General features: G+C 67.4%; 21 protein-coding genes and 1 riboswitch. Of the genes, 14 read left to right on the top strand and 7 right to left on the bottom strand.

Features of this window, described 5'->3' with window-relative positions; genetic code table 11:
- The first annotated feature begins 34 nt into the window (after positions 1–34).
- The 6 genes from murC (at position 35) to lpxC (ending at position 6904) form a co-directional block, all read left to right on the top strand.
- Positions 35–1471, top strand: coding sequence for a UDP-N-acetylmuramate--L-alanine ligase (gene murC, locus FJU31_RS03000; RefSeq protein WP_108748530.1), 1437 nt, complete (start codon positions 35–37; stop codon positions 1469–1471).
- Positions 1468–2430 (top strand): D-alanine--D-alanine ligase, encoded by a 963-nt coding sequence (locus tag FJU31_RS02995; protein ID WP_150453416.1) that lies wholly within the window; start codon positions 1468–1470, stop codon positions 2428–2430. Before murC ends, FJU31_RS02995 begins: the two co-directional genes overlap by 4 nt.
- Positions 2427–3176, top strand: coding sequence for a cell division protein FtsQ/DivIB (locus FJU31_RS02990; protein ID WP_108767754.1), 750 nt, complete (start codon positions 2427–2429; stop codon positions 3174–3176). Before FJU31_RS02995 ends, FJU31_RS02990 begins: the two co-directional genes overlap by 4 nt.
- A complete protein-coding gene (ftsA, locus tag FJU31_RS02985) occupies positions 3173–4408 on the top strand; it encodes a cell division protein FtsA (RefSeq protein ID WP_150453415.1) in 1236 nt (411 codons plus the stop codon). Before FJU31_RS02990 ends, ftsA begins: the two co-directional genes overlap by 4 nt.
- 164 nt (positions 4409–4572) lie before the next feature.
- Positions 4573–5808, top strand: a complete 1236-nt coding sequence (gene ftsZ, locus FJU31_RS02980; RefSeq protein ID WP_079220635.1) for a cell division protein FtsZ — start codon at positions 4573–4575, stop codon at positions 5806–5808.
- Positions 5809–5992: 184 nt separating this feature from the next.
- The gene (gene lpxC, locus FJU31_RS02975; RefSeq protein ID WP_150453414.1) at positions 5993–6904 is read left to right on the top strand and encodes a UDP-3-O-acyl-N-acetylglucosamine deacetylase; all 912 of its coding nucleotides are present in this window, start codon (positions 5993–5995) and stop codon (positions 6902–6904) included.
- A gap of 281 nt (positions 6905–7185) precedes the next feature.
- On the opposite strand, the gene FJU31_RS02970 is transcribed toward lpxC, so the two are convergent.
- Complete coding sequence (locus tag FJU31_RS02970; protein WP_150453413.1) at positions 7186–7635, bottom strand: DciA family protein; 450 nt, start codon at positions 7633–7635, stop codon at positions 7186–7188.
- 12 nt (positions 7636–7647) lie between these two features.
- On the opposite strand from FJU31_RS02970, the gene FJU31_RS02965 reads away from it, so the two are divergent.
- The 3 genes from FJU31_RS02965 (at position 7648) to FJU31_RS02955 (ending at position 12654) form a co-directional block, all read left to right on the top strand.
- Positions 7648–8601 carry a M23 family metallopeptidase gene (locus tag FJU31_RS02965; protein WP_150453412.1) on the top strand — a complete coding sequence of 318 codons (954 nt, stop codon included), beginning with the start codon at positions 7648–7650 and terminating at the stop codon, positions 8599–8601.
- Positions 8602–8853: 252 nt separating this feature from the next.
- On the top strand, positions 8854–11586 hold the full coding sequence (gene secA, locus FJU31_RS02960; protein WP_150453411.1) for a preprotein translocase subunit SecA: 2733 nt from the start codon (positions 8854–8856) through the stop codon (positions 11584–11586).
- Between the two features lie 111 nt (positions 11587–11697).
- Complete coding sequence (locus FJU31_RS02955) at positions 11698–12654, top strand: Nudix family hydrolase (RefSeq protein WP_150453410.1); 957 nt, start codon at positions 11698–11700, stop codon at positions 12652–12654.
- Positions 12655–12749: 95 nt separating this feature from the next.
- On the opposite strand, the gene FJU31_RS02950 is transcribed toward FJU31_RS02955, so the two are convergent.
- Positions 12750–13331 (bottom strand): DUF4124 domain-containing protein, encoded by a 582-nt coding sequence (locus tag FJU31_RS02950; protein WP_150453409.1) that lies wholly within the window; start codon positions 13329–13331, stop codon positions 12750–12752.
- Between the two features lie 40 nt (positions 13332–13371).
- Complete coding sequence (metF, locus tag FJU31_RS02945; protein ID WP_150453408.1) at positions 13372–14199, bottom strand: methylenetetrahydrofolate reductase [NAD(P)H]; 828 nt, start codon at positions 14197–14199, stop codon at positions 13372–13374.
- Positions 14200–14401: 202 nt separating this feature from the next.
- Here metF and FJU31_RS02940 point away from each other — a divergent pair, with 202 nt between their 5' ends.
- Genes FJU31_RS02940 through FJU31_RS02930 form a run of 3 tightly spaced genes read left to right on the top strand, consistent with a single transcriptional unit; the run spans position 14402 to position 17146 of the window.
- Positions 14402–15334, top strand: a complete 933-nt coding sequence (locus tag FJU31_RS02940; protein WP_150453407.1) for an alpha/beta fold hydrolase — start codon at positions 14402–14404, stop codon at positions 15332–15334.
- 25 nt (positions 15335–15359) lie between these two features.
- A complete protein-coding gene (locus FJU31_RS02935) occupies positions 15360–16430 on the top strand; it encodes a sensor histidine kinase (protein WP_150453406.1) in 1071 nt (356 codons plus the stop codon).
- Complete coding sequence (locus tag FJU31_RS02930; RefSeq protein ID WP_150453405.1) at positions 16415–17146, top strand: LytR/AlgR family response regulator transcription factor; 732 nt, start codon at positions 16415–16417, stop codon at positions 17144–17146. Before FJU31_RS02935 ends, FJU31_RS02930 begins: the two co-directional genes overlap by 16 nt.
- Positions 17147–17149: 3 nt before the next feature.
- Here the strand turns inward: FJU31_RS02930 and FJU31_RS02925 are convergent, their stop codons facing one another.
- Entirely contained in the window at positions 17150–18673 is a 1524-nt protein-coding gene (locus tag FJU31_RS02925; protein WP_150453404.1) for an amidohydrolase family protein, read from the bottom strand.
- A 136-nt stretch (positions 18674–18809) separates the two neighbouring features.
- On the opposite strand from FJU31_RS02925, the gene FJU31_RS02920 reads away from it, so the two are divergent.
- A complete protein-coding gene (locus tag FJU31_RS02920) occupies positions 18810–19367 on the top strand; it encodes a DUF3228 family protein (protein ID WP_150453403.1) in 558 nt (185 codons plus the stop codon).
- 45 nt (positions 19368–19412) lie between these two features.
- On the opposite strand, the gene FJU31_RS02915 is transcribed toward FJU31_RS02920, so the two are convergent.
- The 3 genes from FJU31_RS02915 to ahcY form a co-directional block, all read right to left on the bottom strand.
- Positions 19413–19856 (bottom strand): hypothetical protein, encoded by a 444-nt coding sequence (locus FJU31_RS02915; RefSeq protein WP_150453402.1) that lies wholly within the window; start codon positions 19854–19856, stop codon positions 19413–19415.
- Positions 19856–20329 carry a Cys-tRNA(Pro) deacylase gene (gene ybaK, locus FJU31_RS02910; RefSeq protein WP_150453401.1) on the bottom strand — a complete coding sequence of 158 codons (474 nt, stop codon included), beginning with the start codon at positions 20327–20329 and terminating at the stop codon, positions 19856–19858. The genes FJU31_RS02915 and ybaK overlap by 1 nt, the downstream gene beginning before the upstream one ends.
- A gap of 202 nt (positions 20330–20531) precedes the next feature.
- Entirely contained in the window at positions 20532–21992 is a 1461-nt protein-coding gene (ahcY, locus tag FJU31_RS02905) for an adenosylhomocysteinase (RefSeq protein WP_150453400.1), read from the bottom strand.
- 36 nt (positions 21993–22028) lie between these two features.
- A riboswitch (S-adenosyl-L-homocysteine riboswitch) is annotated at positions 22029–22112 on the bottom strand.
- 123 nt (positions 22113–22235) lie between these two features.
- Here ahcY and FJU31_RS02900 point away from each other — a divergent pair.
- Positions 22236–24746: a S9 family peptidase gene (locus FJU31_RS02900; RefSeq protein ID WP_150453399.1), complete on the top strand. Its 2511-nt coding sequence runs from the start codon at positions 22236–22238 to the stop codon at positions 24744–24746.
- The last annotated feature ends 22 nt before the right edge of the window (positions 24747–24768 follow it).

Here is a 24768-nt window from a genome sequence, read left to right as displayed (position 1 = left end):
CCCGCCACTGCGCCTGCCACGCGCGAGGCCGCGCATGATCCGCCGCCTGCACGACACCAACGACCTGGTGCGCGCGTTTCCGCGCGTGCATTTCGTCGGCATCGGCGGTACCGGCATGAGCGGCATCGCCGAAGTGATGCTGACGCTGGGCTATGAAGTGTCCGGTTCGGACAACGCCGACAACGCGGCCACCCGCCGCTTGGCTGGCCTGGGTGCACGCATCATGCGTGGCCACTCGGCCGCCAACGTACTGGGCACCGACTGCGTGGTGGTCTCCAGCGCCATCCGCGAAGACAACCCGGAACTGATGGAAGCGCGCAGCCAGCGCATTCCGATCATGCCGCGCGCGGCGATGCTGGCCGAGCTGATGCGCTTCCGTCGCGGCATCGCCGTGGCCGGCACGCACGGCAAGACCACCACCACCAGCCTCACCGCGGCGGTGCTGAGCGAAGGCGGCCTTGACCCGACGTTCGTGATCGGTGGCCAGCTGCTGGCCGCCGGTGCCAACGCCAAGCTGGGCGGTGGCCAGTGGCTGGTGGCCGAAGCCGATGAAAGCGATGGCAGCTTCCTGCGCCTGAACCCGCTGATGTCGATCATCACGAACATCGATGCCGACCACCTGGAAAACTACGGCAACGACTTTGCCCGCGTGCAGGCGGCCTTCGCCGAGTTCCTGCAGCGCCTGCCGTTCTACGGCCTGGCCGTGCTGTGCATCGACGACCCGGAAGTGGCTGCACTGGCGGCCAAGACCCCGCGCCACGTGATGAGCTACGGCATGAGCCCGCAGGCCGACGTTCGCGCCGAGAACGTGGTGCAGGAAGGTTCGCGCATGCGCTTCACCCTGCGCCTGCCGCAGGGCACCAGCCAGGAAGTGGTGCTGGCCCTGCCGGGCAAGCACAACGTGCTGAACGCACTGGCCGCTGCGGCGGTGGGCTGGCAGCTGGGCGTGGCCCCGGATGCGATCGCCCGCGCGCTGGAAAGCTTCGCCGGCGTTGGCCGTCGCTTCAACGACCTGGGCGAAGTGACCACGGCCAGTGGTGCCAAGGTCCGCATCATCGACGACTACGGCCACCATCCGAGCGAGCTGGAAGCGGTGTTCGCCGCCGCCCGCGGTGGCTGGACCGACAAGCGCCTGGTGGTGGCCTTCCAGCCGCATCGCTACAGCCGTACCCGCGACCAGTTCGACAAGTTCGCCGCCGTGCTGTCCAGCGTCGATGCGCTGGTGCTGAGCGAGGTCTACCCGGCCGGCGAGGAGCCGATTGCCGGTGCCGATTCGCACGCCCTGGCCCGCGCCATCCGTGCGCGCGGCCGCAGCGAGCCGGTGGTGGTGGGCAAGGCCGCAGAGCTGGCCAGCGTGCTGCCGGACGTGCTGCAGGACGGTGACCTGCTGTTGATGATGGGCGCGGGCGACATCGGCGCCGTCGCCAGCCAGATCGCCGTGGAAGGTTTCAAGGTGGAGGGCCAGGCGTGAGCGCGCTGACCTTCCCGCCGCTGCGCGCCACCGACCCGGCCGTGTTCGGCCGCGTCGCCGTGCTGCTCGGCGGCAGTTCCAGCGAACGCGAGGTGTCGCTGGATTCGGGCCGCAACGTACTCCAAGCCCTGCAGTCGCGCGGCGTCGATGCGTTCGCCGTGGACGGCATTCCGGCACTGGCCAGGGCGCTGGCTGCCGGCGGCGTCGACCGCGTGTTCAACATCCTGCACGGCCACAACGGTGGCGGTGAGGACGGCATCGTGCAGGGCCTGATGGCGGCCTTCGGCGTGCCGTACACCGGTTCGGACGTGCTGGGCTCGGCGCTGAGCATGGACAAGATCCGCACCAAGCAGGTGTGGCTGTCGCTTGGCCTGCCGACCCCGCAGTACAGGAAGGTGACCGCGCAGAACGTGCATGCCAACGCGGCCGAACTCGGCCTGCCGGTGGTGGTCAAGCCGGCCAACGAAGGCTCCAGCGTGGGCATCAGCCGGGTGACCGACGACGCCGGCCTGGACGAAGCGGTGGCCCTGGCCGCGCGCTACGACGGCCAGCTGCTGATGGAACAGATGGTGGTGGGCGACGAACTGACCGTGGCCATCCTCGGTGATGTCGCGCTGCCGTCGATCCGCATCGTGCCCAAGGGCCAGTGGTACGACTACAACGCCAAGTACATCGCCGAGGACACCCAGTACCTGTGCCCGGGCCTGGATGGCGCTGACGAAGAAGAGATCCGCCGCATCGCCCTGGCCGCATTCCGCGCCGCCGGCTGCCGTGGCTGGGGCCGCGTGGACGTGATGCGTGACCGCACCAGCGGTCGCTTCTTCCTGCTGGAAGTGAACACCGCGCCGGGCATGACCAGCCATTCGCTGGTGCCCAAGGCCGCAGCGCAGGCCGGCATCGGTTTCGAAGAACTGGTGTGGCGCGTGCTGGAACAGACCCTGGAGGCATCGCACGCATGAACGCGGTGCTGCGCATCTTCGTCTGGCTGTTGGCCCTGTCGGTGGTTGCACTGCCGGTGGTGGCCGTGGTCAATGGCTGGGTCGGCGCCGAGCGCTGGCCGCTGGCGAAGCTGCGCGTGCACGGTGAGTTCAAGCGGGTGCCGCCGGAACAGCTGCAGCAGGTGCTGCTGCCGTACGCGCATGCGGGCTTCTTTGCGGTCAAGCTGCAGGATGCGCAGGACGCCCTGGAAAAGCTGCCATGGGTGGAAAGCGCGCAGGTGCGCAAGCAGTGGCCGGACGTGCTGGAAGTGACCCTGGTCGAGCACAAGCCGTTCGCACGCTGGGGCGAAGGCCGCCTGCTCTCCGAGCAGGGCAAGCTGTTCCCCACGCCGAAGAAGCTGGCCGACCTGCAGCTGCCCGAGCTGGATGGCCCGGACAGCCAGACCGAAGAGGTCGTAAAGCTGTACAACGATGCGCGCGCGCTGTTCGCACCGGCCGGTGTAGACGTGCGCCGCCTGACCATGGATGCGCGCGGCAGCTGGTCGCTGCTGCTGAGCAATGGCACCGAAGTGGTGGTCGGCCGTGACGATGCCCGCTCGCGCCTGCAGCGCTTCGTGCGCGTGCTGCCGCAGCTGGCCAACCAGGCGGCGCCCATCGAGCGCGCCGACCTCCGATACACCAATGGTTTCACCCTGAGCTGGGGTACGCCGGCCACGCCGGCCGGCGCACCCGCGACCCCGGCCAGACGAACGCAGGAAAGGACATGAATCGCAAGGGTGACAAATCGCTGATCGTCGGCCTGGACATCGGCACCTCCAAGGTGGTGGCGCTGGTGGGCGAGTATTCGCCGGGCAACCCGATCGAAGTGATCGGCATCGGCTCGCACGAGTCGCGCGGCCTCAAGCGCGGCGTGGTGGTGGACATCGAATCGACCGTGCAGTCGATCCAGCGTGCGGTGGAAGAAGCCGAGCTGATGGCCGGCTGCGAGATCCGCTCGGTGTACGCCTCCATTTCCGGCAACCACGTGCAGTGCAAGAACTCGCCCGGCATCGTGCCGATCCGCGACGGCGAAGTGACCTGGGGTGACCTGGATCGCGTGCTGGATGCGGCCAAGGCGGTGGCGATCCCGGCTGACCAGAAAATCCTGCATGCGATCCCGCGCGAATACGTGCTGGACGATTCGCAGGAAGGCATCCGCAACCCGGTCGGCATGACCGGCGTGCGCCTGGAAGTGCATGCCCACCTGGTGGTCTGCGCGCAGTCCGCGGCGGCCAACATCAGCAAGTGCGTGCAGCGCTGCGGCCTGCAGGTGGACGACCTGGTGCTGTCCTCGCTGGCCTCCAGCGTGGCGGTACTGACCGCCGACGAAAAGGAACTGGGCGTGGTGCTGGTCGATATGGGCGCGGGCACCACCGACATCGCGGTGTTCGTGCAGGGCGCGATCTGCCACACCGCCTCGCTGCCGATCGCCGGCGACCACGTGACCAACGACATCGCGCACATGCTGCGCACGCCGACCCCGGAAGCCGAGCAGATCAAGGTGCGCTACGCCTGCGCCCTGGCCCAGCTGGCTACCGCCGAGGAAAGCATCCAGGTGCCGTCGGTGGGTGACCGTCCGCCGCGCCGCATGCCGCGCCATGCGCTGGCGCAGGCAGTGCAGGGCCGCTACGAGGAAATCTTCGAGATGGTGCAGGCCGAGCTGCGCCGTTCCGGTTTCGAGGAACTGGTTCGCGCCGGCCTGGTGCTGACCGGTGGTGCCTCGAAGATGGAAGGCGTGGTCGAACTGGCCGAGGAAATGCTGCAGATGCCGGTGCGCGTGGGCATTCCGCAGCACGTCACCGGCCTGGGCGAAGTGGTGGGCAACCCGGTGCATGCCACCGGCGTGGGCCTGCTGTTGATGGGCAGCCAGAACGAGCATCCGCGCCGGCCGTCGCTGCCGACCGGACGCGCGGGCAGCATGTTCAAGAAACTCAAGACATGGTTCCGCGGCGAATTCTGACGCGGAACCTGCATCATCCGGGCATCGCCCGGCGGCAACAAAGGCAACACAAAGTTTCACCGGCAACACACAACCCACACAGCCGCATCGGCAACATGGCGCGCGAAAGGCAGGAGGCCGTAACGCCCATGCCACCGACAAGCGGATACAACGAGGACACGGACATGGCGCATTTTGAACTGATCGAAAAGATGGCACCCAATGCGGTGATCAAGGTGGTTGGCGTGGGCGGCGGCGGCGGCAATGCCGTGGCGCACATGGTCAACTCGGCAGTGGATGGCGTGGAATTCATCACCGCCAACACCGACTCGCAGGCCATCAAGAATTGCGGTGCCAAGCTGCAGCTGCAGCTGGGTACCAACGTGACCAAGGGCCTGGGCGCAGGCGCGAACCCGGAAGTCGGCCGCCAGGCTGCTCTGGAAGACCGTGAGCGCATCATGGACGCACTGCAGGGCGCGGACATGGTGTTCATCACCGCCGGCATGGGCGGCGGCACCGGCACCGGCGCTGCACCGGTGGTGGCACAGCTGGCCAAGGAAATGGGCATCCTGACCGTGGCCGTGGTCACCAAGCCGTTCCCGTTCGAAGGCCGTCGCCGCATGCAGGTCGCGCTGAAGGGCATCGAAGAGCTGAGCCAGCACTGCGACTCGCTGATCACCATCCCCAACGAAAAGCTGATCACCGTGCTGGGTCGCAACGCGACCATGATCCAGGCCTTCCGTGCCGCCAACGACGTGCTGCAGGGCGCCGTGCAGGGCATCGCCGACCTGATCGTGCGTCCGGGCCTGATCAACGTCGACTTTGCCGACGTGCGTACCGTCATGTCCGAAATGGGCCTGGCGATGATGGGTACCGGCACCGCCCGTGGCGATGACCGCGCGCAGGCCGCTGCCGAAGCCGCCATCCAGAACCCGCTGCTGGACGACGTGAACCTGGCCGGTGCCAACGGCATCCTGGTCAACATCACCGCCGGTGCCGACTTCACCATGGCCGAGTTCGACGAGATCGGCCGCACCATCGATGGCTTCGCTTCCGAAGACGCCACCGTGGTGGTGGGTACCGTGCTCGACCCGGACATGCAGGACGAAGTGCGCGTGACCGTGGTGGCCACCGGCCTGAACCGCGTGTCGGCCAGCAAGAGCCAGCGCCCGGGCGAACGCGCGCCGATCAAGCTGGTGCGCAACGCGACCACCGGCCAGCCGGAATTCGGCGACTTCGACAACGGTGGCGACGCCGTGTCCAAGGCCGTGGGCGGCATGGGCCTGGGCCTGCGTCGTGCCAGCAGCGACAGCGTGGCCGCATCGACCCCGTCGGCACCGGCCTCCTCGGCCCCGGCATCGGCTGAACTGCCCAACGATTACCTGGACATCCCGGCCTTCCTGCGCCGCCAGGCGGACTAAGCGGAGTTGCCCGGGGCTTGTCCCCCCCGGGTTGCGCCACCATGTCCAGAAAATGCGGGCGCCGGGCCAGGATGGGCCCGGCCGCCTTGCTCGACGCGTGTCCCACCGACAGCCCTCAGGGATGTTTCAGCCGGGGTATGGGGACGTGCGTGTTAATCTAGCGTGTCACTTCCGGTTTACGCCCATGATCCAGCAACGCACCCTCAAGAACACGATCCGCGCCACCGGCGTTGGCCTGCACAGCGGTGACAAGGTCTACATGACCCTGCGCCCGGCACCGGTCAACCATGGCATCGTGTTCCGGCGCGTGGACCTGGAACCGGTGGTGGAAGTGCCGGCCAAGGCCGAACTGGTCACCGAAGTGACCCTGTGCACCGGCCTGACCTGCAATGACGCCAAGGTCCAGACCGTCGAACACCTGATGTCGGCACTGGCCGGCCTGGGTGTGGACAACATCATCGTCGAACTGTCCTCGGCCGAGCTGCCGATCATGGACGGTTCGTCCGGCCCGTTCGTGTTCCTGCTGCAGTCGGCGGGCATCCTCGAACAGGACGCGCCCAAGCGCTTCATCCGCGTGTTGAAGACCGTGGAAGTGACCGAGGGCGACAAGGTCGCCAGCTTCGCTCCGTACGAGGGCTACAAGCTGGGCTTCACCATCCAGTTCGACCACCCGATGATCCCGGCCAAGCAGTCGCGCCAGGAAATCGAGTTCTCGACGATGGCCTACACCAAGGAAATCTCCCGCGCGCGCACCTTCGGCTTCATGCGCGACCTGGAATACATGCGCGAGCGCAACCTGGGCCTGGGCGGTTCGATGGACAACGCCATCGTGCTGGACGAGTTCCGCGTGCTCAACGAAGACGGCCTGCGCTACGCCGACGAATTCGTGCGCCACAAGATCCTCGATGCGATCGGTGACCTCTATCTGGCCGGTGGCCAGGTGCTGGGTGCCTATGAGGGCTTCAAGTCCGGCCACGCACTCAACAACAAGCTGGTGCGGGCGCTGATGGCCGATGCCACCGCCTGGGAATGGGTGACCTACGAGTCGCCGACCGCCGAAGATCCGGTCGTGTACGCCGTGCCGGCCTACGCCTGATCATTCCAGGTTGTTGAAATAAAAGAAGAAAACGCCGCCTTTCCGGGCGGCGTTGTCGTTTCCGGGCGCGGTTGGCTGAATGGCGCAGCGCGTAAAGCGACAGTCGACTGCGGATCACGGTTTTGTGAACCAGAGCGTCTGAAAGCCTGAATATAACGATTATTTAACAACAATCTAACGACTCGACCACCCGGGGCGGCTAGGATGCGATCCGGCCCTCGAGAAAGTTTCACGCAGCGGTGACACGCGCGACGGGGTCGGAGCTGGATGCTCCGTTGTCCTCAGGACCCTTGCTTCGGTTTGACCGGGGCATCCTGCAGGGCCGCCAAGGCGTCGCGTAGCCCTTTGTGCGTGGCGGCTGAAACTGCGTGGGGTCCATTCCGGTTGTCGTGCGCTGGGGAGCGCGTGGGAGTGGGAGACGCAGTCTTGATGGTCACCTTGGTGGCCTTCAGCCCGATGGACCGGGCCGCGTCGAGCAACTGGGCTTCGGCAAGCCGCAACCTGGCATGCCAGACCGGTGATTCGACGAGAAAAACGAGGTGTTCCCCGTCCACATTCGCCAGCCGGCAACGGTTGCGCAACGCGGGCGGTAACTGGGGGCGCAACTGACGGTCCAGCGCATCGAGCCACAAGGCACGACGCAGCGGGTTCCCGCTTTTGTCCGCCATCACTGCATCCAGTGCCGGTTTCGGCCTGGACGCGGGACGAACGCTGGATTTCGGCTCAGACATGAAAACTCACTGATGGCATTCAAAAAGATCGTAATCAAAACGCGTGAAGGGCAGGCCAAATCGCCGATCGCGCGTCTGCGGTTCTATTTCGAGGACCGCCCCCGCGCCCTGCTGGGCAGCGTGCTCGGGGTAGGCTGCATTATCGGCCTTGCCGGCGGCATTGGCGCCAGCGCGCTCAATGATTCGCGCCTGCAGGCCAAGGTCGACCGCCAGGAAGCTGAACTGGCCAAGGTCCAGCGCGATGCGCAGACCCAGGTCAACGCCCTGGCCGCCCGCCTGGGCGAGCTGCAGGCACAGGCCACCCGCCTGAACGCCCTCGGCGAGCGCCTGACCCAGATGGGCAAGCTGGAAGACGGCGAGTTCGACTTCAACGAGACCCCCGGCCTGGGTGACGGCGATGCCGGCGGCCCGACCTCGGACATCCCGGTCAAGGACGTCAACGCCGACTTACAGGTGCTGGAGCAGCGCTTCGCTGCTTCAGGCCGCCAGTTGTCGGTGATGGAATCGCTGATGTTCGACCACCAGCTGCAGCAGAACGCCGTGCCCTCGCGCATGCCGATCCGCAACAGTTACGTGACCTCCGGTTTCGGCACCCGTGCCGACCCGTTCGGCCGCGGTGCCGCCACCCACAAGGGCATGGATTTCCACGCCAAGGTGGGCGACCCGGTGATGGCCGTCGCCGATGGCGTGGTCAGCTTCTCCGGCGTGAAGGGCGGCTACGGCAACGTGGTCGACGTCGACCACGGCAACGGCTACGTGACCCGCTACGCGCACAATTCGCGCCTGGTGGTGAAGGTCGGCGACCTAGTCCGTGCCGGCCAGGAAGTGGCCAAGGCCGGTTCCACCGGCCGCTCGACCGGTGCCCACGTACACTTCGAGGTGTGGGAGAACGGCAACGTGGTCAACCCGCGCAAGTTCCTCGGCGACGGCGGTAACACCCCGGTCGGCCGCATCAGCCGCGGTTGATGCCAACGCCGGGCATGGCCCGGCGCTACCTGGATGCCGCCGAAGCCCGGCGGTAGCGCGGGGCCATGCCCCGCGAGCGCGCAGCGCGGCCGATCCGACACCGATCCGCCAAAGGGTTGAAACCCCTCATGCCCGTCCCAAGCTACAATGGGTGTTGCCATCGACAGGGCGCCAGGCGCCCTGTTTCGTTTGCGGCGATCGGATCCCCAGGGGGAGGCCGGGCCGCTGTGTCCATCCAACCCGGTTCCTTCAATGATCAACAGCCTGCTTACCCGCGTATTTGGCAGTCGTAATGAACGACAGCTGCGCCAGCTCAACCGCATCGTCGCCAAGATCAATGCGCTGGAGCCGGAGATCGAGAAGCTTTCCGACGAGCAGCTGCAGGCCAAGACGCCGGAGTTCAAGCAGCGCATCGCCGGCGGTGAAGCCCTGGACAAGGTGCTTGCCGAAGCCTTCGCGGTCTGCCGCGAAGCCGGCCGCCGCGTGCTGGGCATGCGCCACTACGACGTGCAGCTGATCGGCGGCATGGTGCTTCACCTGGGCAAGATCGCAGAAATGCGCACCGGTGAAGGCAAGACCCTGGTCGCGACCCTGCCGGTTTACCTCAACGCGCTGGAAGGCAAGGGCGTGCACGTGGTCACGGTGAACGACTACCTGGCCCGCCGCGACGCTGCCCAGATGGGCAAGCTGTACAACTGGCTGGGCCTGAGCGTGGGCGTGGTCTATCCGGGCATGCCGCACAGCGACAAGCGCGAAGCCTACGCCTCGGACATCACCTACGGCACCAACAACGAATTTGGTTTCGACTACCTGCGCGACAACATGGCGTTGTCCAAGGCTGACCGCTACCAGCGCGGCCTGCACTACGCCATCGTCGACGAGGTCGACTCCATCCTGATCGACGAAGCGCGTACCCCGCTGATCATCTCCGGCCCGGCCGACGATTCCCCGGAGCTGTACATCCGCGTCAACCGCGTCGTGCCGAACCTGGTCAAGCAGGAAGCGGAAGACGGCGAGGGCGACTTCTGGGTCGACGAGAAGGGCAAGCAGGTGCACCTGTCCGAAGCCGGCATGGAGCACGCCGAGCAGCTGCTGGTGGAAGCCGGCATCCTCGACGGCGAGACCGAAGGCCTGTACGCGCCGCAGAACCTGACCGTGGTGCACCACCTCAACGCCGCCCTGCGCGCGCACGCCATCTACCAGCGTGACGTGGATTACATCGTGCGCGACGGCGAAGTGGTCATCGTCGACGAATTCACCGGCCGTACCCTGTCCGGCCGCCGCTGGTCCGACGGCCTGCACCAGGCCGTGGAAGCGAAGGAAGGCGTGCCGGTCCAGCGCGAGAACCAGACGCTGGCAAGCATCACTTTCCAGAACCTGTTCCGCATGTACAAGAAGCTGTCCGGCATGACCGGTACGGCCGATACCGAAGCGTTCGAATTCCAGAGCATCTACGGCCTGGAAGTGGTGGTCATCCCGACCAACCGCCCGACCATCCGCAAGGACAGCCCGGACCAGGTATTCCTCAACCGCAAGGGCAAGTTCAATGCGGTGCTGGCCGACATCGAAGAGTGCGCCAAGCGCGGCCAGCCGGTGCTGGTGGGTACCACCTCGATCGAAACCTCGGAAATGCTGTCCGAGCACCTGAGCAAGGCCGGCGTGAAGCACGAAGTGCTCAACGCCAAGCAGCACGACCGCGAAGCGACCATCGTCGCCAACGCCGGTCGTCCGGCCGCGGTGACCATCGCCACCAACATGGCCGGCCGTGGTACCGACATCGTGCTCGGCGGTTCGCTGGAAGCGGAAATCCACGAACTGGGCGAGGGTGCGACCGACGAGCAGAAGGCGGCGGTCAAGGCCGAATGGCAGAAGCGCCATGACGCGGTGAAGGCCGCCGGCGGCCTGCACATCGTCGGCACCGAGCGCCACGAATCGCGTCGTATCGACAACCAGCTGCGTGGCCGTTCCGGCCGCCAGGGTGACCCGGGTTCGTCCCGCTTCTACCTGTCGCTGGAAGACAACCTGATGCGCATCTTCGCCTCCGACTGGGTGCAGAAGGCCATGCGCATGATGGGCATGAAGGAAGACGACGTCATCGAGGACCGCCTGGTCAGCCGCCAGATCGAAAAGGCGCAGCGCAAGGTCGAGGCCCACAACTTCGACATCCGCAAGAACCTGCTGGACTTCGACGACGTCAACAACGACCAGCGCAAGGTGATCTACGCCCAGCGTGACGAGCTGCTGGACGCCGAATCGGTGAAGGACAACGTCGACGGCATCCGCGACGACGTGATCTTCGACATCGTCGCCCGCTTCGTGCCGCCGAACTCGGTGGACGAGCAGTGGGACCTGCGTGGCCTGGAAGCGACCCTGGAGTCGGACTTCGGCCTGCAGATGTCGCTGCTGGACATGGTCAAGTCGCACGAGGAACTGGACGCCGAAGGCATCGCTGCCAAGGTGCTGGAGCGCGTCAACCAGCACTTCGCCGAGAAGGAAGCCGGGGTGGGCGAGGAAACCATGCGCGCGCTGGAAAAGCACGTGATGCTGACCGTGCTCGACCAGAGCTGGAAGGAACACCTGGCCCGCATGGATTACCTGCGCCAGGGCATCTACCTGCGTGGTTACGCGCAGAAGCAGCCCAAGCAGGAGTACAAGAAGGAAGCCTTCGAGCTGTTCTCGGACATGCTGGAGAACGTCAAGCGCGAAGTGGTGACCCTGCTGGCCCGCGTGCGCATCCGCAGCGACGAGGAAGTGCAGGCGCTGGAAGCGGCCGAACGGCAGCAGGTGGAAGCCCGCCTGAGCCAGTCGCAGTTCCAGCACCAGGACGCCGGCAGCTACAGCGCCGACGAGGAAGCAGCGCAGGTGGAAGCCGCGCAGCAGGGCATGAACCCGCTGCAGCGTGACGAGCCGAAGATCGGCCGCAACGATCCGTGCCCCTGCGGCAGTGGCAAGAAGTACAAGCACTGCCACGGCCAGCTGAGCTGACCCCAGGAAGCCCCGCGAAAGCGGGGCTTCCTTGTTATGGCCGGGGCAATGGCCGCGCCGGGCCGGAGCCCGGCATTGCGCGGCGCCCTGCGGATTCGGCATCCTGTCCCCATGCCTTCCCCGAAACGATCGATCCATGTCGTGGCCGGCGTCATCACCGACGCCCGTGGCCGCATCCTGCTCAACCGCCGTACCGAGAACCGCGACATGGCCGGGCTGTGGGAATTCCCGGGCGGCAAGCGCGAGGCCGGCGAGACGTCCGAACAGGCGCTGGTGCGTGAACTGCGCGAAGAACTCGGCATCGAGGCCGAGATCGGCGAGTGGATCATGGACGTGCCGCAGCACTACCCGGACAAGCACCTGACCCTGGAGGTGCGGCACATCCGCAGCTGGAAGGGGACCCCGCGCGGGTGCGAGGGCCAGGCCATCACCTGGGTGGCGCCGGACAAGCTGGGCCGCTATTCGATGCCGCCGGCCGATCTGCCGGTGGTGGCTGCACTGCGCCAACCAGACCGCTACCTGATCACCCCGGCGCCGGAGGACGGCGAGCACGGGCCGCAGCGCTGGCAGGACCAGCTGCAGCAGGCAGTGGCGGCGGGCCAGCAGCGCATCCAGCTGCGCCTGCCGGCCGCGCACCCGCAGCGGCAGGTGCTGATCGAACAGGCCCTGCGGACACACCGCCAGGGCGTGCAGTGGCTGCTCAACCGCGATATCGAACTGGCCCACACTCTGGGCGTCGGCGTGCACCTGGGCAGTGAACAGCTGGCGACCCTGCAGGAACGCCCGCTGCCGGCCGGGCAGCTGGTGGCTGCCTCCTGCCACGACCTGGCGCAGCTGCAGGCGGCGCAGCGGCTGGGCTGCGATTTCGCCGTGCTGGGCCCGGTGCAGGCCACGGCCAGCCATCCCGATTCCACGCCGCTGGGCTGGGAGGCGTTCGCCGCGTTGCGCGCGCAGGTGTCATTGCCGATCTACGCGCTGGGCGGGCTGGATGCCGGCCACGTCAGCCAGGCCCGCCGCCACGGCGGCCAGGGCATCGCCGCGATCCGCGGGCTGTGGCCGGGCGGGTAGCGCGGCGCTTCTGGCCTTCCGCCGGGCATGGCCCGGCGCTACCACAGGGTCGGCCGCCCGCTGTCAGTAGATCCACGCCACGCGTGGATGCGGCCCTACAACGTGATCCAGAAACACCCGTACTGCCGCCGCAACCCCAGCACCGTCGCGGCGCGCGCCGCACTGCCCGGCAGCGTCTGCTCCAGGCGCAGGCCCACGGGGTGGCGGGCCACCGGCGTCCCGGGGTCGGATCCCTGCGCAGCAGGGCTCTGACCCCCATCCGGTTGCACCTCATCATCCTGCTGCGGATACACCGGCACCACGTCCACCAGCGGCCGCCGCACCACCGATTCCAGCTGGCCGAGGATGCGCTGCGCGCCGGCATCGGAGACCGCGCTCCACAGGTACAGCGTGGACAGCCGGTTGACGTCCTGGGTGTTCACCGCGTCGTGCAGGGCCTGCACCAGCTCGCTCAGGCGGCGCGGGCAGCTGGCGCCCAGGCTGTCGCGCTGCAGGGCACTGCCGGCCGGCGGCGGTGGCGGGCGCCGCGACTGCGCGCCCACGCTGTCACAGGGACGGTCGGTGTAGACGCTCTGGCCTTGCGCATCGGTGCAGCGATTCAAGCGCGTGGATTGGGCGTGGGCGTCGATGCTGGCTGCGGACAACAGCACCAGCAGCAGGGACAGGACGGCTTTCATCGCCACAGGGTAGCGTTGAAAGTGACAACACAGTGCGCTTTCAGCCGTTCAGCAGCTTCAGCACCGACACCGTCGGCTTGGCCAGGTTCAGCGTGTAGAAGTGCAGGCCCGGTGCGCCGCCTTCGACCAGCCGCTCGCACAGCTTGGCCACGACTTCGGCGCCGAAGGCGCGCACCGACTCACTGTCATCGCCATAGGCCAGCATCTTGCGGCTGATCCAGCGCGGGATCTCGGCGCCGCACTGTTCGGAAAAACGCCGCAGCTGGCTGAAGTTGGCGATCGGCATGATGCCGGGGGTGATCGGCACCTGCACGCCCAACCGCTGCACTTCATCGACAAAGTGGAAGTACGCGTCAGCGTTGTAGAAGTACTGGGTGATGGCCGCATCGGCGCCGGCATCGACCTTGGCCTTGAAGTGCTTCAGGTCGGTCAGTGCGTCCGGTGCCTGCGGATGGGTTTCCGGGTAGGCGCCCACTTCGATGCGAAAGGCATCGCCGTGCTCGGCGCGGATGAAGGCGATCAATTCGGACGCATAGCGCATGTCGCCGGGGAAGCCCATGCCCGAGGGCAGATCACCGCGCAGTGCGACCAGGCGCCGGCAGCCGATGGCACGGTACAGCTTGAGCAGCTCGCGGATTTCCTGGCGGGTGCCGCCGACGCAGGACAGGTGCGGCGCGGCGTCCAGTCCGTGGTGCTGGTTGAGGTGGCGCACCGTCTCGGAGGTGTAGCTGAGGGTCGAGCCACCTGCACCGAAGGTACAGGACACGTACTCCGGGGCGTACGCCTTCAGGCGGGCGGCGGCCCGGTCCAGCTGGCCACGCTGCTCATCGGTCTTGGGCGGGTAGAACTCGAAGCTGATGGCGGTCATGGCACGGGCGGTGGCGACGGGTGCGGTTGAGTATATCTCTCCATCAAGATGGATGTGAAGATGCGCGGAGTGAAGAAGCGGCATGGCGTGGCGACCGTTCACCCGGCGTGGCGGCCGTTGCTCCGGAACTGCACCCCGGCGGCGCCCATCGCGGCCACGCTGGCCGCACACCCCACGCACCCGACCCTGGACGGAACACACGATGAAGATGATCCTGGCGATCTACTACGCGATGAAGGCCCTGGCCCGGCTGGCCATGCTGGGCATGGCAATGGCCGTGCTCGGCTCGGGCGCCGCCCATGCTGCCGAGGCAGCCCCGATCGGCACCGGCAAGCTGCAGGTCGAGGTGGTCGGCCACGGCTGCCCGTTGTTGATGATCCCCGGTTTGAACAGCAGCGCCGAGGTCTGGCGTGAGACCTGCCTGGCGTTGAAGGATGTGCAGTGCCACCTGGTGCAGCTGCCGGGCTTTGCCGGTGCCCGCGCCGCCGCGCCGCGCCCGGCCGACTTCCTGTCGGCCATGCGCGACCAGCTGCTGGCCTATGTGCATGACCAGGCGCTGGACCATCCGGCGGTGATCGGCCACAGCCTGGGCGGCGTGCTGACCCTGCAGATGGCGGTGAAGGAACCGGACGCACTGGGGCCGCTGGTCATCGTCGACGCGCTGCCGTTCTACGCGGGCATGCAGAACCCGCAGGCGACCGCACAGAGCGTGCAGCCGATGGCCGAACAGATGCGCACGGCCATGCTGGCTGCGGACCCGGCCAGCTACCAGGCGCAGGCCGAAGCGGCGCTGGCCCCGCTGACCAACAGTGCCGCGCGCCTGCCCGAACTGAAGCGCTGGGGCCGCGACAGCGATCGCGCCACCACCGCCGATGCGATGTACTCGCTGCTGGTGACCGACCTGCGCAGCGACGTGGCCGGTATCCAGTCACCCACGCTGGTGCTGGGCGCATGGGCGTCCTACCAGACAATGGGTGCGACCGAAGCGTCGGCGCGTGCGATCTTCCAGGCGCAGTACGCCGCGCTGCCGGGTGTACGCATCGAACTGAGCGCGACCGGCCACCACTTCCTGATGTGGGATGATCCGCAATGGCTGCGTGGGCAGGTGCAGGCGTTCCTCGACAGCCACCGCTGATCCTTCTATTCCGCCGGCCATTGCCATGCCCGAATCGACCTCCACGCTGCGCTTCTGGTTGATCAACACCCTCGGCTGGGCGCTGTTCTGCGTGGTCAGCCTGGCCATGACCGGCGCGTTCGGTGGCGGCAGCAGCAGTGGGAGCACGCTCATCAGCGTCGGCCTGGGCGTGCTGCTGTATGCCATCAGCGGCAGCGTGCGCGCGCTGGCATTGCGGCGCCACTGGTGGCGGCTGGACCTGGGCGCGCTGGTGCTGCGGCTGGCGTTGGCAGTGCTGCTGGGTGCAGCACTGGCGCAACTGCTGCTGACGGCGGTGCTGCAGCCGGCGCTGGCATTGGGCTGGGTGGATTTTGCTGGCCAATCAGGTGATTTCCGCCCGGTGGCGCGCCTGCTCTACTGGCTCAACACCGTGCTGATGCTGGGGCTGTGGACCGCGTTGTGGGCCGGCCTGCACGGCGTGCGCAGTGCGCGCCAGGCCGAACTGGCGCGCCTGCGTGCTGAGGCCGAACGCAGTGCGCTGGAGCGCGATGCGCTGCGCGCGCGCTTGAACCCGCACTTCATGTTCAACGCGTTGAACAACCTGCGCGCGCTGATCCTCGAAGATCCCGAGCGCGCACGGCAGATGGTCACCGATCTGTCGCGCACGCTGCGCCATGCACTGGAGCACGCGCGCAGCGAGGAGGCCGTGCTGGCCGACGAACTGGCCGTGGTGCGCGATTACCTGGCCGTTGAAGCCGTGCACTACGAGCAGCGCCTGCAGGTGCACATCGAGGTGAGTGGCGAAGCCGCACAGGCGCGCCTGCCGGTGATGGCGCTGCAGCTGCTGGTGGAAAATGCGATCAAGCACGGCATCGCCGTGTGTCCTGGCGGCGGCGAAGTGCGTATCAGCGCGCAGTGCCGCGACGGCCTGCTGCGGCTGCAGGTCGACAATCCGCTCGGTGTGGCTGCCGCAGGCAATGCCACCGCCACCACCGGTCATGGCGTCGGCCTGGCCTACCTGCGTTCGCAGCTGGGCCGCGGTGGCCGCTTCCATCTGCAACCGTTGGACGGCCGCATGCAGGCCCTCCTGGAGATTCCGCAATGCGCACGACCCTGAATGTCCTGATCGTCGATGACGCGCGGCTGGCGCGGCAGGAACTGCGCACGCTGCTGGCGGCGCTGCCGTGGGTGCAGTGCGTGGGCGAGGCCGATGACGTGCCGGCCGCGCGCGAGGCGATCGCCCGGTTGAAACCCGACCTCGTGCTGCTGGACGTGCAGATGCCCTCCGGTACCGGCTTCGATGTGCTCGATGGCCTGGAACAGGCACCGGCCGTGGTCTTCGTCACCGCCTACGATGCGTATGCGGTGCGTGCCTTCCAGACCAATGCGCTGGATTACCTGGTCAAGCCGGTGGAAGCGCCGCGCCTGCATGAAGCGCTGGAACGCGTGCGCCAGCGCGATGTGCCTGCCGCGCCGCCGGTGACCGCAGGTGGCAGCTTGAGCGCGCAGGACCAGGTGTTCGTGCGTGATGGCGAGCGGTGCTGGTTCGTGGCCGTGGGCGAGATCCGCCGGCTGGTGGTGGATGGCAACTACACCCGCCTGTGGTTCCGCGACCAGAACGCGCTGCTGACCCGCAGCCTGAGCGCGCTGGAAGCACGCCTGCCGGTGGAGCTGTTCTTCCGTGCCAACCGCAACACGCTGGTGAACCTGCGGCGGATCCGCGCGGTCAGCCCCAGCGTGGGCGATGGCTACGACCTGGCGCTGGATGATGGCAGCGAGGTGGAAGTCTCACGCCGGCAGGCGCGCGAGCTGCGTGAGCGGATGGCGCTGTAGCTGCTACAGCTCGGCGCTGACCGGGCTGGTGATGAAGCCCCACAACAGTCGCGCCATGACTGCAGGCGAACGTGCCTGCCTGCGTGCGTAGTCCAGCATCCTATCCAGCCGCGGGCGGTCATACAGGTGGCCCGCCAGCAACACGGCGTGGATGCGGCGGGTGTTGCCGATGTCCTGCAGGGGATTGCCATCGAGCAGCACCAGATCGGCAGCCTTGCCCACCTCGACGCTGCCGTGCGATGCCTGCAGTTGCAGATGGCGCGCCGCCTGCAGCGTGGCTGCATGCAGTACGTCGGCGTGGCTCAGGCCAGCCTGCCGCAGCCACTGCAGCTCATCGTGGTAGCGGAAGCCCCCCAGGCCGGTGTCGGTGCCGACCAGCACCGGCACGCCCGCACGGTGCGCTGCGCCGGTCAACGCCAGGCCATGGCGGAAGTACGCCTGCAGTGCGGCGTCGCCACGGTGCCCGTGATAGCGCGCGGCAGTGGCCTGCAGATCATCGCGCCAGGCCCAGCGCGAGAGCGGATCCAGATAGGCCAGGCGTGGGTCGTTGAGGAATGCTGGATCGCGGGCACGCGCATCTTCCTCGCGGGTGACGTGGGTGGGCACGAATGCGGCGCCGCTGGCCCGCATCTGCGCAAATGCTTCGGTACAAAGCGCTGGCTGATGGCCGGCAACCATGCGCTCGGCCAGTGCCGTGGGGTCTTCGCCATCCAGTGCGCCCTCGCGCCATTGCGCGGCCTTGTCGAAGCAGTGGCGGGCAAACAGCTGGGCATGCTCGAAGCTGCGCTGGCCGGCCTGCAGCGCGTCCTGCAGCGGAACCACCTTGGGCAGGTGGCCCACCAGCGGACGTTGCAGGCGTTGCGCCTCGGCGGCGAGCTGCTGGTAGGTATCTGCGCGCAGGCGGTTGTAGACCTTCAGCGCATCGATGCCGCGTGCATCGTATTCGCGGGCGCGGCGCAGCGCTTCATCGGCGCGCATCGCCGGGTCTTCGAAGTAGAAGCTGGCGACCTGCACGAAGCGCGGTGCGACCTGCTGCCCGGCAACGGCCTGCGCGGTCCAGCGGCGCTTGTCGGCCACGCAGGCGATCAACGGATCGGTGGGCTGCGGGCAGTCCATCATGTCGCGCGTACCGGTGATGCCGTTGGCCAGCATCAGCGGAAACTGCACCTGCGGTGACAGCTGCAGGGCGTGGGTATGCATGTCCCAGAAGCCGGGCGACAGCCATCGCCCGCCGGCATCGAGCACGGGCAGCGAGGGGTCCGCAGCGGCCCCGCCAATGGCGGCGATGCGCCCCTCGCGCATGGTCACCGTGGTGGGTTCGCTGGCCTGGCCGTTCACTACGTCCAGTACCCGCACGTTGATGATCACCCGGCTGTTGCCGGCCTCGGGCAGCGGCGGTGCCTGCAGCGGCCAGAACACTGCGGCGGTGAACAGCAGCGGGGGTGTCGCCAGCACGGCGGCCAGTACCAGGGCCAGGCGCTTCCAGCGACGGCGAGGGGTGGGGGACAACGCGCGTGCTGCGTGCATGGGCCGGCAATCCTTGCAGGGGGGCACCAACAGGGTGCGGCAACCACGACGCAGGCGCCAGTGACGTTCAGCCCAGCGCCCCCGGCAGGGCCGTGGCGGTTACCCTGTGCGCCTGATATTCCAACCCCGGCATGCCATGTCCATCGTCCTGACTGAATTCGCCCGTCCTCGCCTGTTCCCGCGCGTGCCGCGCGCCAACACCATCCAGGACATAAGCGCCGAGCAGTTCCAGACGCACCTCAACGCGCATGCGCCGCTGAAGGTGCTCGACGGCTATGCGCCGTTCTGCAAACTGTTCGTGTACGAGAACTGGACCAGCACGCGCTGCCTGACCGTGCCGGTCACCGAGGCCAACCGCCACCTGCTGCGCAGCGGCTACGAAGCGCGCAACCGCGAGGAACTGCCGGTGCTGGTGCGCTGGTTCGAGGGCGTGGAATCGCCGCGCGCGAACTACCTGGTGGTGATCCTGTACAGCGCCGAACAGCTGGCGAAGGAAGGCTCGCCGATCGACGCGGACTGGGGCATCGTCGGCTGCATCTACACCGCCGAGCCGGAAGAGGTGCCGATGGCGCCGATCACCATGATGCGCAACGCGCTGGGCGTGGAGGAGGGCGGTTCCGGCGTGCCACTGGACCGCGAGGCCTACCAGCGCGCCGTGCAGTTCTGGGAAAGCAACGCCAACTGGCGGCCGTAGGTCTCCGGCCCCGGTAGATCCACGCCATGCGTGGATGCTCTTCCGTCAATCGGCTTTCCACTCCCACCATGGGTAATGGTATTCGCGGTCGGTCGCTTTCCAGCGCTGGCCACACTGCGTGCAGGCGACGTGGTGGCATTCGCCCCAGCCGTCCTCGGCGTCGCCCACCGAGAGCAGCTGCATCTGCCCCTGCGCGATCAGCCTGCGCGGATCGAAGAACAGATATTTCGGCGTGAGCGCGCACAGGCAGCCGGCCTGCGCCTGCCAGTAACGCAGGCGCTGCAGCGCTGCCTGCAGATGCACCTGGTTGGCCAGCAGTGCACCGCCCAGTGTGACCCCGGCGCAGGCACGTTCGATACGGTCGGCATGCGGCGCTAGTGCATCCAGCAGCGCGTGATCGAAGGTCACCGCGACCCGGCTTGCCGAGGCATGGATGCGCGTGGCATCACCACTGAGCAGGTCCTGCAGCAGGACATCTGCGGCGGACATCAGCGGGCCTTCCCGATGGGCGCGTAGTGCCCTGCGGTCAGCCGCAGCAGGTCGGCCGGGGCCAGTTCCACTTCCAGGCCGCGGCGGCCCGCGCTGACGTGCATCGCCGGCAGTGACTGCGCGCTGGCATCGAGGAAGCTGCGCAGGCGCTTCTTCTGCCCGAGCGGACTGATGCCACCGACCAGGTAGCCGGTGGCGCGCTGGGCGGCATCGGCCGCGGCCATCTCGCACTTCTTGCAGCCGGCGGCTTCGGCCAGCGCCTTCAGGTCCAGCTGCCCGGCCACCGGCACGATCGCCACCAGCAGTTCGTGGGTTTCGGTGCTGGCCAGCAGCGTCTTGAACACCTGGGCAGGGTCCAGGCCGAGTTTCTCCACGGCTTCGCCGCCGTAGGATCCGGCATGCGCGTCGTGCACGTAGCTGCGCACGCTGTGGGCGATTTTTTCGCGCTTGAGCAGGTTGATGGCGGGGGTCATGGGGGCATCGTAGCGCGCGCTGGGCGGGTTGCCTTGACCGAGGCTACTGCCGGAGCGCATCCACGCATGGCGTGGATCTACCATGTACTGCATCCACGCATGGCAAACGCAGAACGGGCGCCCGAAGGCGCCCGTTCCGTGTGCATCCGTTGCTGGGTTCAGAGCCCTTTCCTGCGGAAAGGGATCCGACCCCCGCATGGCATCAGTAGCGGTAATGGTCCGGCTTGAACGGGCCTTCCACCGGCACGCCGATGTAGTCGGCCTGTTCCTGGGTCAGGGTGGTCAGCTTCACGCCGATCTTTTCCAGGTGCAGGCGGGCCACTTCTTCGTCCAGGTGCTTGGGCAGCAGGTAGACCTTCTTCTCGTAGCTGTCCTTGTTGGCCCACAGGTCGATCTGGGCCAGGGTCTGGTTGGCGAACGAGTTGGACATGACGAAGCTCGGGTGGCCGGTGGCGCAGCCCAGGTTCACCAGGCGGCCTTCGGCCAGCAGGAAGATCGCATTGCCAGCACTTCCATCAGAAGCCGGGAAGATGTACTTGTCCACCTGCGGCTTGATGTTGACGTGCTGCACGCCCTTGAAGCCCACCAGCGCATCGACCTGGATCTCGTTGTCGAAGTGGCCGATGTTGCAGACGATGGCCTGGTCCTTCATCGCGCTCAGGTGCTCGATGCGGATGATGTCCTTGTTGCCGGTGGTGGTGACGTACAGGTCGGCACGGCCCAGGGTCGATTCGATGGTGTTGACTTCATAGCCTTCCATCGCCGCCTGCAGGGCGCAGATCGGGTCGATCTCGGTGACGATGACGCGTGCACCGTAGGCACGCAGCGACGCCGCACAGCCCTTGCCCACGTCGCCGTAGCCGCAGACCACGGCGACCTTGCCGGCCAGCATCACGTCCATCGCGCGCTTCAGGCCATCGGCCAGCGACTCGCGGCAGCCGTACAGGTTGTCGAACTTGCTCTTGGTGACCGAGTCGTTGACGTTGATCGCCGGGATCAGCAGGGTGCCGGCCTGGGCCAGCTGGTACAGGCGGTGCACGCCGGTGGTGGTCTCTTCGGAGACGCCCTTCCAGTCCTTGACCACGCGGCCCCAATAACCCGGGCGCTCGGTGGCAACGCGCTTGAGCAGGTTCTTGATGACCTGTTCTTCGTGCGAGGACGAAGCGGTGTTGACCCAGTCGCTGCCGTTTTCCAGCTCGTAGCCCTTGTGGATCAGCAGGGTCACGTCACCGCCGTCGTCCACCACCAGCTCCGGGCCGGTCAGGGTGCCGTCGGGCAGGGTGAAGGTCAGCGCGTCCAGGGTGCAGTCCCAGTACTCTTCCAGGGTTTCGCCCTTCCAGGCAAATACCGGGGTGCCGGTGGCGGCGATGGCCGCAGCGGCGTGGTCCTGGGTCGAGAAGATGTTGCACGAGGCCCAGCGCACGTCGGCGCCGATGTCCTTCAGGGTCTCGATCAGCACCGCGGTCTGGATGGTCATGTGCAGCGAGCCGGTCACGCGCACGCCCTTAAGCGGCAGGCTGGTGGCGTGCTTGCGGCGGATCGACATCAGGCCCGGCATCTCGTGCTCGGCGATGTCCAGTTCCTTGCGACCCCAGTCGGCCAGAGTGATGTCGCGGATCTTGTAGTCACCTTCGGTGGAGAAGGTCTTGGCAACAGCGTTCATGCAGTAGCTCCGGTTGTGGGCGAGCGGGTGCTCGCATCTAGCCGGGCGCCGTTGTTACAAAGCCACCTTACCGAGCCTGGCCGGGCCTCAGGGGATCCGGTCGCAGCGCCCCTCGGCAGGGGAGAACCCCCAGTATATCGCGGCCCCGGGCCGGAACCGGAGCGACCCAACCATCGGCAGATGGGGCGCGGGTCGGCGCCTGTTAAGGTCGAAGGTCTTCACGCATCCAAAACAGGAAGAACGATGAGCAAGCACGCGCGCCGCAGCCGGCGCTGGACCGGCCTGGTCCTGTCCATGGCCCTGCTGGCGGTGGTCCCGCAGGCGTGGTCGGCCGACAGCCCGCAGGTGGCCGCCGCCAGGGACGTGGCCGGTTATGAGCTGCCCTCGGCCGCGCTGCAGGCGGTGGTCGATGCGCCGCGTGCGCCCAGCCTGTTCCTGTCGCCGCGCCGCGATGTGGCCGCGCTGATGCAGATGCCGTCGCTGCCGTCGATCCAGGTGGTGGCGCAGCCGGAACTGAAGCTGGCCGGCATCCGCATCAACCCGCGCACGTTCTCCGACAGCCGCTTCAGCTTCGGCGAGAAGCTGTGGCTGATGAACGTAACCGACGGCAAGGAACGACAGATCAGCGGCCTGCCGGCACAGCTGTCGATCGCCGGCCTGGCCTGGTCGCCCGACCAGAAGTGGCTGGCCTTCAACCAGGTCGACGCCGCCAGCGGTGCCAACGAGCTGTGGCTGGTGGACGTCGCCAACGCCAGTGCGCGCCGCCTGCAGGCCAACCTCAACACGGTGTTCGGCGACGGTTACCAGTGGCTGCCCGATAGCCGCGGCCTGATCGTGATGACCCGCCTGGCCAATGCCGGTGATCCGCCGCCTGCCGATGGCATCCCGACCGGCCCGGCCGTGCAGCAGACCGGCAAGAGCAGCGGCGTGGTGTCCATCCGCACCTACCAGGATCTGCTGAAGAACGAAGCCGACGCGCGCCTGTTCGATTTCTACGCGCGTGCGCAGCCGATGCAGGTCGGCCTGGACGGACAGGCCCGCGCCATCGGCATGGCCGGTATCTACCTGGGCCTGTCGGCCTCGCCGGACGGCAACTACCTGCTCAGCCAGACCGTGCAGCGCCCGTATTCGTACGTGGTGCCGGTGGGCAGCTTCCCGCGCCGCATCGACGTGCTCGACCGCAACGGTCAGCTGGCCCACAGCGTGGCCTCGCGCCCGCTGGTGGAAGGCCTGCCGACCGGCAACGATGCCGAGGTGACCGGTGTGCGTGACATCAGCTGGCGCGCCGATGCGCCGGCCACACTGGTCTGGGCCGAAGCGCAGGACGGCGGTGACCCGAACCGCGACGCCAAGGTGCGCGATGCGGTGTTCATGCAGGCCGCGCCGTTCGAGAAGCCGCCGGTGACCCTGGCCCAGCTGGGCAGCCGTTTCGGTGGCATCACCTGGGGCCGTGGCGATCTGGCCCTGCTCAGCGAGTCGTGGTGGAAGACGCGCAACACCAAGACCTGGCGCATCACCCCGGACGACGCGACGCAGGCGCCGCAGCTGCTGTGGGACCGCGATGCACAGGACCGCTACAACGATCCGGGCCGCGCCGGCGTGGTGCGCGACGTCAACGGCCGCAGCCGCCTGCAGACCACCGCCGATGGCCGCAGCATCTTCCTGTACGGGCAGGGCGCGTCGCCGGAAGGTGACCGTCCGTTCGTCGACCGCTTCGACATCGAAAGCCGCAAGGCCACCCGCCTGTTCCACTCGCAGGCACCGGTCTATTCGGCACCGGTCGCGTTGCTGGACCAGGAAGGCGAGTCGCTGCTGCTGACCCGCGAAAGCCCGGACGAACCGACCAACTTCTACGTGCAGTCGTTGGCCCAGGCTGATGCCGCACCGCGCGCGCTGACCCACTTCGCCCATCCGCTGCCGCAGCTGAAGGGCGTGCAGAAGGAACAGATCCGCTACAAGCGTGCCGATGGCGTGGACCTGACCGCGACGCTGCTGCTGCCGCCGGGTTACGACCCCAAGCGTGATGGCCCGCGGCCGCTGCTGATGTGGGCATACCCCGGTGAGTTCAAGAGTGCCGCGGCCGCCAGCCAGGTGACCGATTCGCCGTACCGCTTCAACGCGATCAGCTACTGGGGTCCGCAGGCGTTCCTGGCCAAGGGCTACGTGGTGCTGGCCAGCCCGACCATGCCGATCATCGGCGAGGGCGACAAGGAGCCCAACGACACCTACATCGAACAGCTGGTGGCCAATGCACAGGCGGCGGTGGATGAAGTAGTGCGTCGTGGCGTGACCGACCGCGAGCACATCGCCATCGGCGGCCATTCCTACGGTGCGTTCATGACCGCCAACCTGCTGGCGCACACCCGCCTGTTCAAGGCCGGCATCGCCCGCAGCGGCGCCTACAACCGCACGCTTACCCCGTTCGGTTTCCAGGCCGAGGAGCGCAACTACTGGCAGGCGCAGGACGTCTACCAGAAGATGGCGCCGTTCAACTACGCCGACAGGATCAAGGATCCGATCCTCTTCATCCACGGCGTGGACGACAACAACTCCGGCACGTTCCCGCTGCAGAGCGAGCGCATGTTCGCCGCGGTGAAGGGCCTGGGGGGCACCGCGCGGCTGGTGATGCTGCCGAACGAATCGCACGCCTACCGCGCACGCGAGTCGATCATGACCATGCTGGCCGAGAGCGAGCGCTGGCTGGAACAGACCATCGGTCCGGCCGAGCAGGGCAAGGCAAAGAAGAAGCGTTGACCCGCGCGCGATGATGGCGGCC

Origin of the sequence: Stenotrophomonas cyclobalanopsidis, assembly GCF_008710035.1 — a bacterium.
GTDB classification, from domain to species: domain Bacteria; phylum Pseudomonadota; class Gammaproteobacteria; order Xanthomonadales; family Xanthomonadaceae; genus Stenotrophomonas; species Stenotrophomonas cyclobalanopsidis.
This window is presented reverse-complemented; position numbering and strand designations above follow the sequence as displayed.

Coding starts and splice junctions, on each gene's coding strand:
- murC (WP_108748530.1), top strand. CDS start 35: ATGATCCGCCGCCTGCACGACACCAACGACCTGGTGCGCGCGTTTCCG.
- FJU31_RS02990 (WP_108767754.1), top strand. CDS start 2,427: ATGAACGCGGTGCTGCGCATCTTCGTCTGGCTGTTGGCCCTGTCGGTG.
- ftsA (WP_150453415.1), top strand. CDS start 3,173: ATGAATCGCAAGGGTGACAAATCGCTGATCGTCGGCCTGGACATCGGC.
- ftsZ (WP_079220635.1), top strand. CDS start 4,573: ATGGCGCATTTTGAACTGATCGAAAAGATGGCACCCAATGCGGTGATC.
- lpxC (WP_150453414.1), top strand. CDS start 5,993: ATGATCCAGCAACGCACCCTCAAGAACACGATCCGCGCCACCGGCGTT.
- FJU31_RS02970 (WP_150453413.1), bottom strand. CDS start 7,635: ATGTCTGAGCCGAAATCCAGCGTTCGTCCCGCGTCCAGGCCGAAACCG.
- FJU31_RS02965 (WP_150453412.1), top strand. CDS start 7,648: ATGGCATTCAAAAAGATCGTAATCAAAACGCGTGAAGGGCAGGCCAAA.
- secA (WP_150453411.1), top strand. CDS start 8,854: ATGATCAACAGCCTGCTTACCCGCGTATTTGGCAGTCGTAATGAACGA.
- FJU31_RS02955 (WP_150453410.1), top strand. CDS start 11,698: ATGCCTTCCCCGAAACGATCGATCCATGTCGTGGCCGGCGTCATCACC.
- FJU31_RS02950 (WP_150453409.1), bottom strand. CDS start 13,331: ATGAAAGCCGTCCTGTCCCTGCTGCTGGTGCTGTTGTCCGCAGCCAGC.
- metF (WP_150453408.1), bottom strand. CDS start 14,199: ATGACCGCCATCAGCTTCGAGTTCTACCCGCCCAAGACCGATGAGCAG.
- FJU31_RS02940 (WP_150453407.1), top strand. CDS start 14,402: ATGAAGATGATCCTGGCGATCTACTACGCGATGAAGGCCCTGGCCCGG.
- FJU31_RS02935 (WP_150453406.1), top strand. CDS start 15,360: ATGCCCGAATCGACCTCCACGCTGCGCTTCTGGTTGATCAACACCCTC.
- FJU31_RS02930 (WP_150453405.1), top strand. CDS start 16,415: ATGCGCACGACCCTGAATGTCCTGATCGTCGATGACGCGCGGCTGGCG.
- FJU31_RS02925 (WP_150453404.1), bottom strand. CDS start 18,673: ATGCACGCAGCACGCGCGTTGTCCCCCACCCCTCGCCGTCGCTGGAAG.
- FJU31_RS02920 (WP_150453403.1), top strand. CDS start 18,810: ATGTCCATCGTCCTGACTGAATTCGCCCGTCCTCGCCTGTTCCCGCGC.
- FJU31_RS02915 (WP_150453402.1), bottom strand. CDS start 19,856: ATGTCCGCCGCAGATGTCCTGCTGCAGGACCTGCTCAGTGGTGATGCC.
- ybaK (WP_150453401.1), bottom strand. CDS start 20,329: ATGACCCCCGCCATCAACCTGCTCAAGCGCGAAAAAATCGCCCACAGC.
- ahcY (WP_150453400.1), bottom strand. CDS start 21,992: ATGAACGCTGTTGCCAAGACCTTCTCCACCGAAGGTGACTACAAGATC.
- FJU31_RS02900 (WP_150453399.1), top strand. CDS start 22,236: ATGAGCAAGCACGCGCGCCGCAGCCGGCGCTGGACCGGCCTGGTCCTG.